The organism is Pseudomonas sp. p50(2008) (assembly GCF_015351605.1).
Lineage (GTDB): Bacteria > Pseudomonadota > Gammaproteobacteria > Pseudomonadales > Pseudomonadaceae > Aquipseudomonas.
In genome coordinates, this window is the sequence record NZ_JACMYF010000005.1 from 139,858 (window position 1) to 154,302 (window position 14,445).

Below are 14,445 nucleotides of genomic sequence, written 5' to 3' on the forward strand. Positions count from 1 at the left end.
TTGGCACGCTGACTGCACTGACTCAATCAACAACTTGTAACAACATCTTTCCTGCCTGGAGCGACATAATAATGAATAGATCCTCGGATGGTTTCTATCCTGCCGCAGAAGAATCAAACGCGCGGTCGGGCGTTTCCTGGGGTGCGATCTTCGCCGGGGCCGCTGCGGCGGCGGCGTTGTCGTTGATCCTGGTATTGCTCGGTTTCGGTCTGGGCTTTTCGGCGGTTTCCCCTTGGGCTAACGAAGGCGTCAGCGCCAAAGGCCTTGGCATAACGACGATCGTCTGGTTGGCGTTTACCCAAATCATCGCCTCGGGGCTCGGTGGCTACATCGCCGGTCGTCTGCGGGTGAAATGGGCCAACATGCACGGTGACGAAGTGTACTTCCGTGACACCGCCCATGGCTTCCTGGCCTGGTGTGTTGCGACACTGGTTGCGGCCACACTGGTCGTTGGCTCGGTCAGCAGCATTGTCAGTGGCGGTGTGCAGGCCGGCGCCAATGTTGTCGGCGGTGCCGCCAGTGCCGCGACTCAAGCCGCCGGTACAGCGGCCAATAACACCAGCAGTGACCAGTATGGCTACTTCGTCGACAGCCTGTTCCGTGATGATCGTCCTGCCGCCGTCAGCGATGACGCTGCCCGTGGCACCGTCACCCGCATCTTTGTGCGCAGCCTGAACGACGGTCAGCTGGCCGCTGAAGACCGTACCTACCTCGCGCAACTGGTTGCCCAACGGACCAACCTGACCCAGGCCGACGCTGAGCGTCGTGTCGACGAAGTGTATGCCCGCACCCAGAAAGCCGTGGCCGATGCCAAGCAAGCGGCCAAGGAAGCGGCTGATACCGCAGCCAAAGTCGCTGCCATGACGGCGTTGTGGATGTTCGTTGCCCTGTTGATCGGCGCGTTCTTCGCCAGCTTCGCTGCAACCTTCGGCGGTCGTCGTCGGGATGCGGTGGTGTATGTCGAATCCGATGCTTATGTCACCACCCCGTCCTCTATTCGTTAATCCAGGAGAATACTCATGCGCTCATTACTGTTGTTTTTCCTCGGCGTACCGATCCCGATCATTATCCTGATCGCCCTGTTCATGCACTGATAACACTGGGGCTTATGCCTCGGCCGCTTCTACCTCTGGTAGAGGCGGCTTTTTTGTGGGGCCTGATTTTTTTCGGGTGAGGGGATTCATTCAATCGGCGTATTGAGAAACTCCTCAAGCTGCTCTGCGTACGCCGTATACGCTGCGATCCGTGGAAATTGGGCAGCGTCTGCTTGTTCAGGAACCACAAGCCTGGTGAAACTCCAGGCCACCGCCAGGGTGATTCCGTCCTGGGTAATCGAACCGTCGGTCTTCAGTGACTGTTTTTCCAGTTCCCGCTCAAGCGCCAGGTACGCGGCGGCAAGTTGCCCTTCAACCCGTTCTACCCAGGGTTCAAATTGAATCTCGACCGGACGCAGGGTGCGCTCGTAATAAAGCTGCACGGACTTCTCGCACGCCGCCAACGCCAGACCAATCAAACGCAAGGAGCGCACACGTTGATCAATGTCGGCCGGCATCAGGCTGTTGCCGGTCCCGGCCAGCGCTTCCAGGTAATCGATGATCAGGGTCGAGTCAATGAGTACGTCGCCATTATCCAGTACCAGCGTCGGCGCCTTGACCACCGGGTTGATCTGCTGGAATTGCTCGAAATGGCGGAACACGGAAACCGATTGGTGCTCCAGCTGAATGCCAAGGCACTTGGCGGAAATGGCGACGCGCCGCACGTAGGGTGAATCCAGCATGCCGATCAGCTTCATTTGGGCTCTCCTTGAGATGACGATTTCGGATGTTCAACCTTAGCTTAGGTTCCATTCGCTGCAATGGATGTCAGGCTGATCCCCGATACCGATCAGCCATTTGTCTTCCATATACAGCCGCTGGATGGAATTTCTTGCTATAAACGCACTCCGATAACCACCACAAAGGCTGCCGTAGCGCACTTTCAAGGCTTTGTCGGACGAATTCGCTGTCTTTTCAGTTGCTGAGGCCTCAAGTCGGCCTTAGACTGCCGCCCCTCGTAAATTGAGTGCCGGGTGGCGCTTGGAATAAACGGCGCCTTTCCGATGGCCAGACCAGGTCCCGCGGAACGCTCCCTAATTCGCCTTAATGCACGTTTTTTTATAGAGATATCAATGACAAAGGACAAGTTGCTGGCCATGCCGGCGGATGACTACATGAATGCCGAGCAACATGCTTTCTTCTCCGAGCTGTTGCAGAACATGAAAGTCGAAACCCATGAGCGCATTGAACAGAACCGCATCGCCATCGAGAGCCTGGACACTCCAGCCGATCCGGCCGACGCTGCTTCTGTTGAAGAAGAGCGCACCTGGCTGGTGAACGCTATCGATCGTGACCAGCGCATGCTGCCTCAGTTGGAACAGGCTCTGGAACGCATCAAAGAAGACAGCTTCGGCTGGTGTGATGACAGCGGCGAGGCGATTGGCCTCAAGCGCCTGCTGATCAGCCCGACCACCAAGTACTGCATCGAAGCTCAAGAGCGTCACGAACAGATCGACAAGCACCAGCGTCAGGCCTGATTTCGTAACGCCCCGCATCGCGGGCAAGCCCGGCTCCATCAAGAGCAAGGCTTGCCCGCGATGCTTTTTTTCGTCTGCCAGAAAGCGTCCTCTTTTATTGATCTGCTGCAACGCCTCCGACTAAGGGACCATAGATAATGGCGATCTAGTGGCGTCTAATGCACATACAATTAGAAGAGTCGTAGGGTGACGAAGATGACAAGAGACGGATCTCTGGTTGGGCAAGTGCCCGTACCAGTACCTGTGACCCCAACCCGCTGGCTGGCGCCGACCCTGCAAAGCATCGCACTGATGCTCCTGTTGTGTGGCGTCGCGCTAGGTAACTGGCCGCTCTACCTCGGCTTGCCGCTGGCCGTGATGATCATCTGGCTACCGCGCCTGCGATCGCGAACCCTTGCAGAACCCGCCTTGGTGGACAGTCACGGCACGATTGCCGAACTGACTCGCGATCTGTCCTACACCACCAGTCACAACGCACTGTCAGCCGCTGGCGTAGCGTTTTCGGTCAAGCAGTTAGCCGACAGGCTGCAATCGCAGCTTGGCGCGGCGGCGCAAATCGTCAGCAATGCCGAAGTGATGATCGCCACCGAACAAGCCACCTCGACCTTGAGCCGCAACGCCCTCAGTGCCGCCAGTGAAGCCCATCAAAGCAGCGCGGCGGGGCGCTCGGAACTGGTCGAGTCCATTGCTCGCATGCACCAGCTCAGTCAACGCGCCAGTAACAGCCGCGAGCTGATCGAGGCCTTGAGCCTGCGCAGCGACGACATTCAGCGAGTCACCCTGGTCATTCAATCCATTGCCAGCCAGACCAATCTGTTGGCGTTGAACGCGGCCATCGAAGCCGCGCGAGCCGGCGAACACGGTCGCGGCTTTGCGGTGGTCGCCGATGAGGTGCGTGGCCTGGCAGCGCGCACGGCTACGGCGACGGGTGAAGTGGGCGAGATGGTCGCCGATATCCAGCAGCGCACCGCGCAGGTGGTGGAGCAGATTCGCCAACTTTCCATCGATCTGGATATAGGTGTCGAGCAAGTCGAACAGACGGGGCAGCACCTGGACAACATTGCGCGTCTGGCGGCGGGCGTAGAAATCCAGGTCGGGGAAATCGCCCAAGGCGCTGACACCAACCGTGAGCAACTCGACAGCCTGTTCCACGCCATCGAGCAAATGCGCAGTGACCTGGCCGTCAGCGATCAACAGACACAACGCCTGGCCCAGGCGGCGGTGCAAATGGAAGGGCAGGCAGAAACCATCAGTGAGCGGCTGGCCGAAGTCGGTCTGGATGACTATCACCAGCGTATCTACGACCTGGCGCGCGAAGGGGCCGCACAAATTGCGGCGTGTTTTGAAGCCGATATCGATCAGGGGCGAGTCAGTCTGGACGACCTGTTCGACCGGCATTACCAGGCAATCGCGAACACTCAACCGGCCAAATTCCAGACCCGTTTCGATCGCTATACCGATCAGGTGTTGCCGGCCATTCAGGAACCTTTACTGACGCGCCATGAAGGCTTGGTGTTCGCCATCGCCTGTACCCAGCAAGGTTATGTGCCGACCCATAACAAGGTCTTCAGCCAGCCGCTGACCGGGGATGCCCAGGTGGATGCGCTGCAGAACCGTACCAAGCGCAAATTTGCCGACCGCACCGGCATCCGTTGCGGCAGCCATCAGCAAGCCGTTCTGTTGCAAACCTATACCCGCGATACCGGCGAGCTCATGCACGATCTTTCTGTGCCGATCGTTATCAAAGGACGGCATTGGGGCGGTTTGCGCATGGGCTATAGACCAGAGAAACCGCGCTGAGGAGCAGCGGATTGTTACCGGTTCGGCAATGAAGCTGTGCAGCGGCGTCGCTGTTTCCTCGTTCAGTAACTTACTACCATGCCTACATAGTTAGGTGGCTAATTAAGTTCAGAGGTCAGCATGCAAAGCAAAGTCGATGTGGCGGTGATGATTGGCAGCGGTGTGCCCGCTTGCCTGCGAGCGATGGGGCAGAGTGTCTGCTGGGTGGTGCTGCTCAATGGTGAACGCCGCGGGACAGCCTTCTCCAGTCGTAACGAGGCGGAGGAGTGCAGGGCTGCCTGGCTGGCGCAATTGAGCGTCGGGAATCCTGGCAGCCTGCATTGATCCGGGACTAGTGAATCTGGTGCATGCGCAGGTTGAGGTCATCGACCACGCGCGCCCAATCAGCATCTTCGCGTAATTGTTCTTTCAGGAAGGCTGCCTGTTGTGGCGTCCAGAACTCGGCATCAATGAGTTTCTTGTCTTCGGGCAGGGGGGAATGACTTTCGATGAAATCGTCGATGGCCTTTTCGCTGGAGTCCAGGCCAAGTTGGTCGAACAGTCCTTTCAAGTCATGTGTAGGTGAATCCATGTTTCTCTCCTTGCGGGTCGCGCCGAGTGCGAGATCTGAAGTGCGGCTCATTGCATCTGAGGGGCCCGCGCTCCAGGAGTTCGATAGCGTTGTTCGAAAGCAGAGCAAGCATAGACTGCAAACCCGGTATCAGGCTTTCAGTGCGCCTTCATCAACGGCAAGCTTGAGGGCTTTGGCTGCTTCTTTGGCGGCGAAATCAGCGACGTCCGATGTCTTGAACCAGCGATCCTTCTCGACCTGGTGATAGGTCACAGTCGTCAATGGCGGTTTGGCTCGCATGACAATTACCGCCTGGAATTCACCCTCGACTTCTCTGGCTTCGCCCCGGATAAAAAATTCGCCGATATCAAATTCCGTCACGTAGCTGCCTTCCCTTGAAAATATTCTGTTGTTTTGAACGCCGTCCGGCTTTGGGACAGTTTCTTTGGTCGGGCAGTATGGCAGTAGTTGCCTGCCGACGGCTGAGTTAAGTCGTCGGCATGACGAAACGTCTATCGAGATCAAGGGCCAGGGTTGTCAGTGGCGCAACTCCAGGGAGCGGGCCAACGCGCAGGCTTCGTTATGGTGACGACGGAAACCTCTTACGTGCCCCGTGGAAGTTTCCTTGATATGGAAGAAGGCGTTACCGGCCAGCACGACCTGAAAACGAGCGGGGGCGGGGGCCGCGAAATGCGCGTCTCCCAGTGGGAAAAGCCCGGATTTCATGGCTTGCGAGTCGTTTAATTTAAGGGCATGAGGATGGAAAAAGTGTGTCAGGGTGCACATGTGAAATCCTTTTCGTTGTTTTGCCGACGTTTGAACGCCGTTATGGGTAGTCTCGGTGAGCATCGCTGCTCTAGAATCACCCGTATTGGTGAGTGATCGTTGATTATCTAAAGCAATTTTTCGCTGGCGATCTGTCGGAAAAATGCTTTTTTCAAAGCGATTTTTCCCTAAAGTTGATAGTCCGTTTTGTCTGGCGATAGAAAGTACCTTTTCCTTCAGGTGTTGAAGAACGCCAGGCAGAGCGATGCGAGCAAACTTCAAGTAGGCTGCTCGTCTCCGGATTTCAATTCGGTAGTTTGGTATCACTTTCGGCATGGCCGCTTTTTTTCTTCCGCACGCTCTTTTCGCGCGCGGCGTCATTTCAGATGTGGGGATGTTTCCTTGGCAGTAAGTAATCTAGATATGCATGCTTTGTTCGTGCTGGGTGATCTGCGCGCAAAGCTGGTTAAACAGTTTCAGTCGCGTTTCGTTTACATCACCGAACAAAACGCTGAAGGCATTTACATTGCCGAGATCGACACCGAAGAAGCCTTGGTCGTCGATGACAAACCCGGGCTCAAACTCAAGGTCGGCGATCATTTCAGCGCCTCCGTGCTACCCAGTCGCGAAGGCGGCAAGCTGGAGATCAAGTTTCGCGAAATCAAACTGACTGTCTACGGATTGGGCGATTACGCGTTCGTGACCACCGCTGACGGGCACGGCATTGTGTTCAAGGAAGGTCATAGCGTGGTGATGGTGTTTGCCGCCCATCAACAGTTGCAGGAAGGCTTGACCAAGACCCTCAAGGCCGTCACCGCCAAGGCTGCAAAATGGCGCAAGGGCGAGCTGGTAACCTTCAAGGCCAGCGAGTAACAGCCTCGGGTTTGCGGGAAATATCCGAAAATCGATTCACACCCCTCGAAAGCAGGAACCTCTACTACAGTCAGTTGACTGAGTATTTTGAGGCTTGCGGTCTTCCGCGCGGCCATCCTGCTATTGCTGTGATCAGCACGAGGTGCAAAGCATGAAAGGACTACGACGGTTGCTGGCCGCTACGGTGGTCACCTGCAGTGTGTTGGCTTCACCCGTTCCGGTGCTTGCGGCACAGGCGCCCATCCACTTTGCGGACCTGAACTGGGAAAGCGGCAGCCTGATCACCGACATCCTGCGGATCATTGTCGAAAAGGGTTACGGGCTGCCGACCGATACGTTGCCCGGGACGACCATCACTCTGGAAACTGCACTGGCCAATAACGACATCCAGGTCATTGGTGAAGAGTGGGCGGGGCGCAGTCCGGTCTGGGTCAAGGCCGAGGCTGAAGGCAAGGTCGTGAGCCTGGGCGATACGGTAAAGGGCGCCACAGAAGGTTGGTGGGTTCCGGAGTACGTGATCAAGGGCGACCCTGCCAAGGGCATCAAACCCGCCGCGCCGGGTCTGCGTAGCGTCAGCGACCTGCCCAGATACAAAGACGTCTTCAGTGACCCGGAATCACCAGGCAAAGGCCGCTTCCTCAACAGTCCGATCGGCTGGACGTCCGAAGTGGTCAACAAGCAAAAGTTGAGGGCGTATGGCCTGGAAGACAGCTATGTGAATTTTCGCAGTGGTTCCGGGGCTGCTTTGGACGCCGAGATCAGCTCATCGATCCGCCGGGGCAAACCGATCCTGTTTTATTACTGGTCGCCCACGCCATTGTTGGGACGCTTCAAGTTGATTCAACTGGAAGAGCCACCGTTTGATGCCGAGGCCTGGAAAACCCTCACCGACGCCGACAACCCCAATCCGAAACCGACGCGTTCATTGGCCTCGAAGCTGTCCATCGGCGTGTCCACACCTTTCCAGAAGCAGTACCCGGAGATTGCCGCGTTCTTCAGCAAAGTCGATTTTCCGATTGATCCGTTGAACAAGGCGCTGGCCGAAATGAGCGAAAAACACACCGCGCCGCGTCAGGCCGCGCAAGCCTTCATGAGGGCGCATCCGGACGTCTGGCAGGCCTGGGTGCCCAAGGATGTGGCGGACAAAGTCTCGGCCGATTTGAAGTGAGTTCGAACCTGCCCTTACATAAACGTTTGGGGAGGTTCATCCTGCGGCGACATTTCACGCTGGATGTTTGACTATGAGCCTGATAATTGCGCAATGGATGGCTGCCGTCTTCCTGTTGATCAGCCTGATACACCTGTATTGGGCGGCGGGAGGCAAACTGGGAAGCGAGGCCGCGGTGCCTCGTGTGCCCGGGGAGGACGGCCAGGCACCCAGGCCGGCGTTCAAACCTTCAGGCTTCACAACCTTGCTGGTGGCGGTGGGGTTGCTGCTGATTGCGATGCTGGTGTGCCTGCGGGTCGGCTTGTACCTGCCGACGGTGCATCACTGGTCGCTGCAATGGGTCATTAGCGCGATCGCCATGTTGATGTTTGCCCGGGCGATTGGCGATTCGAATCTGGTGGGGTTCTTCAAGCAGGTCAAGGATTCGCGATTCGCCCGCCTGGATACCTGGGCTTATTCACCCTTGTGCGTGGTGCTGGGGGCGGGATTGCTGGCCGTGGCCTGGATCTGATTCAAAGCAGGATCAAAAGATCGCAGTTTCGTTTCACTCGACAGCTCCAGGCGCTTGCAGACACCGAAGACCCTTGTGGGAGCCGGGCTTGCCTGAAGCCCGGCACAAGCTCCAGAGACGCCATCACGAGCAAGCTTTGCGCCTACAGTTCGGGTTTGCGTCGGCTGCTCACCTCAGCCGGCACATCATCCCCGGCCATGCGCTTGCGAAACAACGCCGCTCGCGCCAGCAGCAACGTGGTGACCGGCACGGTAATCGCCAGCAGGATCGGAATCAGCCACGCGTGCAGCACCGGTCCGGACTTGAGCGCCGAGAAGTAAATGATGGACGCCAGGGCCACGCACCAGGCCCCCAGTGTCGACGCGAGCGCAGGCGGGTGCATGCGTTGGAAATAATCTTTCATGCGCAACAGCCCGATGCCGCCGATCAACGCAAACAGGCTGCTGAGCACCAACAGGATCGCCACCGGCACTTCAACCCACAAAGACAGTTGCGCGCTCATTCAATCACCTCGCCACGCAGCAGGAATTTAGCCAGGGCAAACGAGCCCACAAATCCGAACAGCGCGATCAGCAGCGCTGCTTCGAAGTAGGTGTCACTGGCATAACGAATGCCCAATGTGAGCATCATCAACATCGCCAGGATGTACAGGTAATCCAGCGCGAGTACGCGGTCCTGTGCCGATGGCCCCTTGAACAGGCGGATCAGGGTCAGGACCATCGCGACCGAGAAAATGAACAGGCTCAGCAGGATGGCATTCGACAGCAAGGGGCTCATTCGAAGATCTCCATCAGGGGGCGTTCGTAGGTCGCCTTGAAATGCTCGATGAACAACGCCTCGTCCTCCAGATCGAACACGTGCAGCAGCAGGATGCTGCGGTCCAGCGCCAGCTCCGACCAGACCGTGCCTGGTACGACCGTGGTGATCATGGACAGTGCGGCCAGGCCGTTGGCATCGCGCAAGTCCATCGGCACCTTGATGAAGTGCGAACGCGGCGGACGGCGACCGGCGTTGAGCACGCCCCAAGCCACGGCGAGGTTGGACAGCACGACGTCACGCCCGACCACCAGCAGCAAACGGAGGATGACGCCCGGTCGACGAATGCGAATCGGCAGTGGCCGCAGCTTGCGCATCATCAGGGGCGCGCAGAAGCCGAGTATCGCGCCCAACAGCAAGTTGCCGGGACTCATCGACAGGTTCAGCACCAACCACAACACCCACAGCGCCAGCGATAGCCACGGTGCAGGAAACAGACGCTTCATGGTTGCACCTCCACGATCACGGCTTTTGCCTCGGGGCTGGGAACGGCGCGGGTACCGAGCACCGCCATGACGTATTGCTGCGGATTGTTCAGGGCCGCAGCGGCGTCCTGGGTATAGCGCATCAGGGGCTCGGCCTTGAAGGTCAGTGCAATGCTCAGACCCAACAGTGCAATGATCGGTACGCACTCCAGACGGCGCAGCAAAGGCGACGGTCGTTCTTCAGGTGTCCAGAAACGCTGGATGCCCAGGCGTGAGAAAGCAATCAACGAGGCCAGCCCCGAGATGATCAGCAGCGCGAGCAAGCCCCACGCAACGTTCGAGACCGGCTCATCGCTGCCGGTACCCAGCCCCAGCGGGTTGAGCAGGGCGTGCAGCAAGCCGAGCTTGCCGATGAAACCGGACAGCGGCGGCATGCCGATGATCAGCAGGGAGCAGGCGATAAAGCTCAACCCCAGGAACGCCATGGTCCAGGGAATCACTTGGCCGACAACCGCTTTTTGCTCATCGTCGAGGTTGATGCCTTTGGGGGGCTGCAGGGATTCCATCGGCCGAGGCAGCAGGTCGCCGTCGTCGAACAGCGGCATATCATTGGCCGAACGCGAACGCTCGATGAGTTCGGCCAGCAGGAACAGTGCACTCAAGGCCAAGGTTGAGCTGACCAGATAGAACAATGCAGCGCCGATCAGGTTGGGCTGGGCGAAGCCGATGGCCGCCAGCAGAATCCCCGCCGATACCAGAATGCTCAGGCTGGCCAGACGCTCCAGACGTTGCGCCGCAAGGATGGCCACCGCCGCACAGACGATGGTTGCCATACCGCCGTAGATCAGCCAGTCACCGCCAAAGTACGCCGACGCGCCCGCCTGGCCGGAGAACAGCAGGGTCCACAGGCGCAGCAAGGTATAGACGCCGACTTTGGTCATGATCGCGAACATCGCCGCCACGGGGGCACTCGCCGCGCTGTACGCCGGCACCAGCCAGAAATTCAGCGGCCACATCCCGGCTTTGGCCAGGAAGGCCACCGCCAGAATCGCCGCGCCGGCATGCAACAGGCCGCGATCGGCTTCCGGCACCAGCGGGATTTTCAACGCAAGGTCAGCCATGTTGAGCGTTCCGGTGACGCCATAGATCAGCGCCGCGCCAATCAGGAACAACGACGAGGCCAGCAGGTTGATCGAGACGTAATGCAGGCCCGCCGACACCCGTGCACGGCCCGAACCGTGGAGCATCAGCCCGTACGATGCCGCCAGCAGCACTTCAAAGAACACGAACAGGTTGAACAGGTCGGCGGTCAGGAACGCGCCGTAGAGGCCCATCATTTGAATCTGGAACAGCGCGTGGAAGCTCGAACCGGCCCCGTCCCATCGAGCCATGGCAAAGAGCAGGGCGCTGACGCCGATGATTCCGGTCAGCACCAGCATCAGGGCCGAGAGTCGATCAACCACCAGCACGATACCGAATGGGGCCTGCCAGTTGCCTGGCAAGTACACGCCGATCGAGCCGGGGACACCGGTCTCCTGAGTCCATTGCAGCAACAGCACGGCGATGCCCAGGCCTACGAGGCTGGAGAACAGGTTGATCCTGGCTTTCAGCGGACGGTGCTTCTCGCCCAGCATCAGCATCACGGCGGCGGTCAGCAGCGGCAGCAGAATAGGTGCAGCGATCAGGTGCGGCATCAGCGTCATTCTTTAGGCTCCCGGCCGTCCACATGGTCGGTGCCGGTCAGGCCCCGGGAGGCCAGCAGCACAACGAGAAACAGCGCGGTCATGGCGAAGCTGATGACAATGGCGGTCAACACCAGTGCCTGGGGCAGCGGGTCGGTGTAGTTCAACAGGTCTTGCGGTACGCCGTCCTTGATGATCGGTTCCTTGCCGATGAACAGGCTGCCCATGCTGAAGATGAACAGGTTGACGCCATAGGACAGCAGGCACAGGCCCATGACCACCTGGAACGTTCGCGGCCGCAGTATCAGCCAGACACCGGACGCCGCGAGGACGCCGATGGCGATTGCGATGACTTCTTCCATCAGACGGCTCCTTTGCTGGCGACGGATTTTGGCAAGGCCGCGGTTTTGTGTCCTCGGACCGATTGGTGGGCGAGGGCGGTCAGGATCAGCAATGTCGAACCCACGACCACGGAGTACACGCCAATATCGAAGAACAGGGCGCTGGCGATGTGGATGTCGCCAAACACCGGCAGAGAGAAATGCCAGGTGTGGGTGGTCAGGAACGGGTACCCGACGGTTATTGCGCCAAGGCCGGTGACCGTGGCAAACAGGAGCCCGGTGCCCATCCAGCGCAACGGCCGCAGGCTCATCTGGGCTTCGACCCACTGCGTGCCGGCAACCAGGTACTGCAGGATGAACGCTACCGACATGACCAGTCCGGCGACAAACCCGCCCCCCGGCTGATTGTGGCCGCGCATGAACAGGTAGATCGACACCACAAACGCGATGGGCAACAGCAGCCGCACCAGCACTGCCGGCACCATCATGAAGCCCAGGGCGGTATCGCTGGCGTGACGCGGGTTGACCAGGTCAGTGACCACGTCCGGAGCCAGCAAACGTTGCTGGGCCGGCAACTGCAGGCTCTCTTTCGGTGGGCGGAAGCGGCGCAGCAGGGCGAACACGGTCAGGGCCACGGCGGCCAGCACGGTAATTTCACCGAGGGTATCAAAGCCCCGGAAGTCCACCAGCATCACGTTGACCACGTTGCTGCCACCACCTTCAGGCAGGGCGCGGCTGAGGTAAAACGAGGAAATGACGTTGGGGGTCTGCCGCGTCAGCATGGCGTAGGACAACAGCGCCATCCCGCCACCGACTGCGGTCGACAACAGCAAGTCACGCAAGCGACGGATGCGCGCCTTGCGCAGGGTGCTCGGCAACGGCGCGACCTCTTCGATGCGTCGCGGCAACCAGCGCAGGCCCAGCAGGATCAGGACTGTGGTGACAACTTCGACCGCCAGTTGAGTCAGCGCCAGGTCCGGCGCCGAGAACCAGACGAAGGTCACGCAGGTCATCAGGCCGCAGACGCTGACCATGGTCAGGGCCGCGAGCCGGTGATACTTGGCTTGCCATGCCGCGCCCAAGGCGCAGGCGATCGCCAGGAGCCAGAGGGTCACGAACACGATCGAACCCGGGATCTTCGGGCGGTCGCCCCAACTTAGGCTGCTGTGCAGCATGGGTATCAACCCGGCCAGCACTGCCGCAAGGACCACGAGGAACAGCTGGGTTTGCAGGCGCTTGGTGCTGATCCGCCGTTCAAGACGACGACCCAGGCGCATCATGATCACCAGGCAGCGTTCGAACAGGCGCTTGCCGTTGAACCGGCCAATGATCGGCGGATACTTGAAGCGTCCGCGCTTGAGCTGATTGCGCAGCAGCAGATAGAGCACGATGCCACCGGTCATGGCGATCAGGCTCATGATCATCGGTGCGTTCCAGCCGTGCCAGATCGCCAGGCTGTATTCCGGCAGCGTGCCACCGACCACGGGCAGCGCGGCAGCCGCCAGGATCGGGCCGACCACCTGCGCCGGGAAAATCCCCACCACCAGGCACGCGAACACCAGCAGCTCGACGGGCGCGCGCATCCAGCGTGGTGGCTCATGGGGCGTGTGCGGGAGGTCAGTGGCGGTCGGGCCGAAAAATACATCGGCGGTAAAGCGAAGGGAGTAAGCAACGCTGAACGTACCGGCGATGGTCGCAACGATCGGCAAGGTCATCTCGACCCAGGCGGTGGCGTTGATGAACACCGTTTCGGCGAAGAACATTTCTTTGGAGAGGAAGCCGTTGAGCAACGGTACGCCGGCCATCGAGGCGCTGGCGACCATGGCCAGGGTGGCGGTGTAGGGAATCAGTTTGATCAAGCCACTGAGCTTGCGAATGTCCCGGGTGCCGCTCTCGTGGTCGATGATACCGGCGGCCATGAACAGCGAGGCTTTGAACGTGGCGTGGTTGAGGATGTGGAACACGGCGGCCACGGCGGCCAGCGGACTGTTCAGGCCCAGCAGCAGGGTGATCAAACCGAGATGGCTGATGGTCGAGTAGGCGAGCAGTCCCTTGAGGTCGTTCTGGAACATCGCGCAGTACGCGCCGAGCAACAAGGTACAGGCGCCGGCGCCGCTGACGATGTAGAACCATTCTTCACTGCCGGACAAGGATGGCCAGAGTCGCGCCAGCAGGAACACCCCGGCCTTGACCATCGTTGCCGAGTGCAGGTACGCCGAGACTGGCGTCGGTGCTGCCATTGCGTGTGGCAGCCAGAAATGGAAGGGGAATTGCGCGCTTTTGCTCAAGGCGCCGATGAGAATGAGAGGAAGCAGAATAGGGTAGAGGGCGTGTGCGCGAATCAGATCGCCGGCGGCCAGGACCTTGTCCAGGTCATAGCTGCCCACCACATGGCCGAGCAGCATTACCCCTGCCAGCAGGCATAATCCCCCTGCGCCCGTGACCATCAGCGCCATGTAAGCGCCGCGTCGCGCGTCGGACCGGTGGTGCCAGTAGCCGATCAGCAGAAAGGAAAAGAGACTGGTCAATTCCCAGAAGAACACGATCTGGATCAGGTTGCCGGAGATGACCAGCCCGAGCATGGCGCCCATGAACGCGAGAAAGAACGCGAAGAATCGCGGCACTGGATCGTCGGGTGACATGTAATAGCGTGCATACAGCGAAACCAGCGTGCCGATGCCCAACACCAGCATCGAGAACAGCCAGGCGAAGCCATCCATGCGCAGGACGAAGTTCAGGCCCAGGCTGGGCAGCCAGAAGAATTCTTCGCGAATCACCCCGCCATGGGCGATCTGCGGGTACAGGAGTGCGACCTGGACGGTACCTATCAGGGCAACGAGACCAGCGAGCAATGATTCGGCGTTACGCGCGTTGTGCGGCAGCACGGCTGCCAGACAGCTGCCTATGAAAGGCAGAAGCAGTAGAACTATCAGGGACATAGG

The 14,445-nt window shown here is 59.4% G+C and carries 17 protein-coding genes; 7 read left to right on the plus strand and 10 right to left on the minus strand.

Annotation, left to right across the window (positions count from 1 at the left end):
- Positions 1–71: 71 nt before the first annotated feature.
- Positions 72–1,004: a hypothetical protein gene (locus H7698_RS15410; protein ID WP_194691978.1), complete on the plus strand. Its 933-nt coding sequence runs from the start codon at positions 72–74 to the stop codon at positions 1,002–1,004.
- Between the two features lie 176 nt (positions 1,005–1,180).
- Here the strand turns inward: H7698_RS15410 and H7698_RS15415 are convergent, their stop codons facing one another.
- Entirely contained in the window at positions 1,181–1,792 is a 612-nt protein-coding gene (locus H7698_RS15415; RefSeq protein WP_194691979.1) for a glutathione S-transferase, read from the minus strand.
- A gap of 375 nt (positions 1,793–2,167) precedes the next feature.
- On the opposite strand from H7698_RS15415, the gene H7698_RS15420 reads away from it, so the two are divergent.
- From H7698_RS15420 to H7698_RS15430, 3 genes are all read left to right on the plus strand, one after another.
- On the plus strand, positions 2,168–2,572 hold the full coding sequence (locus tag H7698_RS15420; RefSeq protein ID WP_007907888.1) for a TraR/DksA family transcriptional regulator: 405 nt from the start codon (positions 2,168–2,170) through the stop codon (positions 2,570–2,572).
- Positions 2,573–3,148: 576 nt separating this feature from the next.
- A complete protein-coding gene (locus tag H7698_RS15425; RefSeq protein WP_442966299.1) occupies positions 3,149–4,372 on the plus strand; it encodes a methyl-accepting chemotaxis protein in 1,224 nt (407 codons plus the stop codon).
- A gap of 120 nt (positions 4,373–4,492) precedes the next feature.
- On the plus strand, positions 4,493–4,696 hold the full coding sequence (locus H7698_RS15430; protein WP_162439193.1) for a hypothetical protein: 204 nt from the start codon (positions 4,493–4,495) through the stop codon (positions 4,694–4,696).
- Between the two features lie 7 nt (positions 4,697–4,703).
- Here H7698_RS15430 and H7698_RS15435 read toward each other — a convergent pair whose 3' ends face one another.
- The 3 genes from H7698_RS15435 to H7698_RS15445 all read right to left on the minus strand — a co-directional run bounded on the left by H7698_RS15435 (position 4,704) and on the right by H7698_RS15445 (position 5,648).
- The gene (locus H7698_RS15435; RefSeq protein WP_162439194.1) at positions 4,704–4,943 is read right to left on the minus strand and encodes a DUF2789 domain-containing protein; all 240 of its coding nucleotides are present in this window, start codon (positions 4,941–4,943) and stop codon (positions 4,704–4,706) included.
- A gap of 129 nt (positions 4,944–5,072) precedes the next feature.
- Positions 5,073–5,303: a hypothetical protein gene (locus tag H7698_RS15440; RefSeq protein ID WP_162439195.1), complete on the minus strand. Its 231-nt coding sequence runs from the start codon at positions 5,301–5,303 to the stop codon at positions 5,073–5,075.
- Between the two features lie 156 nt (positions 5,304–5,459).
- On the minus strand, positions 5,460–5,648 hold the full coding sequence (locus H7698_RS15445) for a hypothetical protein (protein ID WP_235992892.1): 189 nt from the start codon (positions 5,646–5,648) through the stop codon (positions 5,460–5,462).
- A gap of 441 nt (positions 5,649–6,089) precedes the next feature.
- Here H7698_RS15445 and H7698_RS15450 point away from each other — a divergent pair, with 441 nt between their 5' ends.
- From H7698_RS15450 to H7698_RS15460, 3 genes are all read left to right on the plus strand, one after another.
- Positions 6,090–6,560, plus strand: a complete 471-nt coding sequence (locus tag H7698_RS15450; protein ID WP_162439196.1) for a hypothetical protein — start codon at positions 6,090–6,092, stop codon at positions 6,558–6,560.
- Positions 6,561–6,711: 151 nt separating this feature from the next.
- Positions 6,712–7,728, plus strand: a complete 1,017-nt coding sequence (locus tag H7698_RS15455; RefSeq protein WP_194691981.1) for an ABC transporter substrate-binding protein — start codon at positions 6,712–6,714, stop codon at positions 7,726–7,728.
- 73 nt (positions 7,729–7,801) lie between these two features.
- A complete protein-coding gene (locus tag H7698_RS15460; RefSeq protein ID WP_162439198.1) occupies positions 7,802–8,239 on the plus strand; it encodes a DUF3995 domain-containing protein in 438 nt (145 codons plus the stop codon).
- 142 nt (positions 8,240–8,381) lie between these two features.
- Here the strand turns inward: H7698_RS15460 and H7698_RS15465 are convergent, their stop codons facing one another.
- From H7698_RS15465 to H7698_RS15490, 6 genes are read right to left on the minus strand one after another with little or no spacing between them, the layout of a single operon-like run.
- The gene (locus H7698_RS15465) at positions 8,382–8,741 is read right to left on the minus strand and encodes a Na+/H+ antiporter subunit G (protein ID WP_194691982.1); all 360 of its coding nucleotides are present in this window, start codon (positions 8,739–8,741) and stop codon (positions 8,382–8,384) included.
- Positions 8,738–9,016 (minus strand): K+/H+ antiporter subunit F, encoded by a 279-nt coding sequence (locus H7698_RS15470; protein WP_162439201.1) that lies wholly within the window; start codon positions 9,014–9,016, stop codon positions 8,738–8,740. Before H7698_RS15470 ends, H7698_RS15465 begins: the two co-directional genes overlap by 4 nt.
- Positions 9,013–9,501 (minus strand): Na+/H+ antiporter subunit E, encoded by a 489-nt coding sequence (locus tag H7698_RS15475; RefSeq protein WP_194691983.1) that lies wholly within the window; start codon positions 9,499–9,501, stop codon positions 9,013–9,015. The genes H7698_RS15470 and H7698_RS15475 overlap by 4 nt, the downstream gene beginning before the upstream one ends.
- On the minus strand, positions 9,498–11,183 hold the full coding sequence (locus H7698_RS15480; protein WP_194691984.1) for a monovalent cation/H+ antiporter subunit D: 1,686 nt from the start codon (positions 11,181–11,183) through the stop codon (positions 9,498–9,500). The genes H7698_RS15475 and H7698_RS15480 overlap by 4 nt, the downstream gene beginning before the upstream one ends.
- Entirely contained in the window at positions 11,180–11,524 is a 345-nt protein-coding gene (locus H7698_RS15485; protein WP_003192163.1) for a Na+/H+ antiporter subunit C, read from the minus strand. The genes H7698_RS15480 and H7698_RS15485 overlap by 4 nt, the downstream gene beginning before the upstream one ends.
- Positions 11,524–14,442 (minus strand): monovalent cation/H+ antiporter subunit A, encoded by a 2,919-nt coding sequence (locus tag H7698_RS15490; RefSeq protein WP_162439204.1) that lies wholly within the window; start codon positions 14,440–14,442, stop codon positions 11,524–11,526. Before H7698_RS15490 ends, H7698_RS15485 begins: the two co-directional genes overlap by 1 nt.
- Positions 14,443–14,445 lie beyond the last annotated feature (3 nt).

Excerpts from the sequence above, each read along its gene's own strand:
- H7698_RS15410 (WP_194691978.1), top strand. The coding sequence starts at position 72 with ATGAATAGATCCTCGGATGGTTTCTATCCTGCCGCAGAAGAATCAAAC.
- H7698_RS15415 (WP_194691979.1), bottom strand. The coding sequence starts at position 1,792 with ATGAAGCTGATCGGCATGCTGGATTCACCCTACGTGCGGCGCGTCGCC.
- H7698_RS15420 (WP_007907888.1), top strand. The coding sequence starts at position 2,168 with ATGACAAAGGACAAGTTGCTGGCCATGCCGGCGGATGACTACATGAAT.
- H7698_RS15425 (WP_442966299.1), top strand. The coding sequence starts at position 3,149 with ATGATCGCCACCGAACAAGCCACCTCGACCTTGAGCCGCAACGCCCTC.
- H7698_RS15430 (WP_162439193.1), top strand. The coding sequence starts at position 4,493 with ATGCAAAGCAAAGTCGATGTGGCGGTGATGATTGGCAGCGGTGTGCCC.
- H7698_RS15435 (WP_162439194.1), bottom strand. The coding sequence starts at position 4,943 with ATGGATTCACCTACACATGACTTGAAAGGACTGTTCGACCAACTTGGC.
- H7698_RS15445 (WP_235992892.1), bottom strand. The coding sequence starts at position 5,648 with ATGAAATCCGGGCTTTTCCCACTGGGAGACGCGCATTTCGCGGCCCCC.
- H7698_RS15455 (WP_194691981.1), top strand. The coding sequence starts at position 6,712 with ATGAAAGGACTACGACGGTTGCTGGCCGCTACGGTGGTCACCTGCAGT.
- H7698_RS15460 (WP_162439198.1), top strand. The coding sequence starts at position 7,802 with ATGAGCCTGATAATTGCGCAATGGATGGCTGCCGTCTTCCTGTTGATC.
- H7698_RS15465 (WP_194691982.1), bottom strand. The coding sequence starts at position 8,741 with ATGAGCGCGCAACTGTCTTTGTGGGTTGAAGTGCCGGTGGCGATCCTG.
- H7698_RS15470 (WP_162439201.1), bottom strand. The coding sequence starts at position 9,016 with ATGAGCCCCTTGCTGTCGAATGCCATCCTGCTGAGCCTGTTCATTTTC.
- H7698_RS15475 (WP_194691983.1), bottom strand. The coding sequence starts at position 9,501 with ATGAAGCGTCTGTTTCCTGCACCGTGGCTATCGCTGGCGCTGTGGGTG.
- H7698_RS15480 (WP_194691984.1), bottom strand. The coding sequence starts at position 11,183 with ATGACGCTGATGCCGCACCTGATCGCTGCACCTATTCTGCTGCCGCTG.
- H7698_RS15485 (WP_003192163.1), bottom strand. The coding sequence starts at position 11,524 with ATGGAAGAAGTCATCGCAATCGCCATCGGCGTCCTCGCGGCGTCCGGT.
- H7698_RS15490 (WP_162439204.1), bottom strand. The coding sequence starts at position 14,442 with ATGTCCCTGATAGTTCTACTGCTTCTGCCTTTCATAGGCAGCTGTCTG.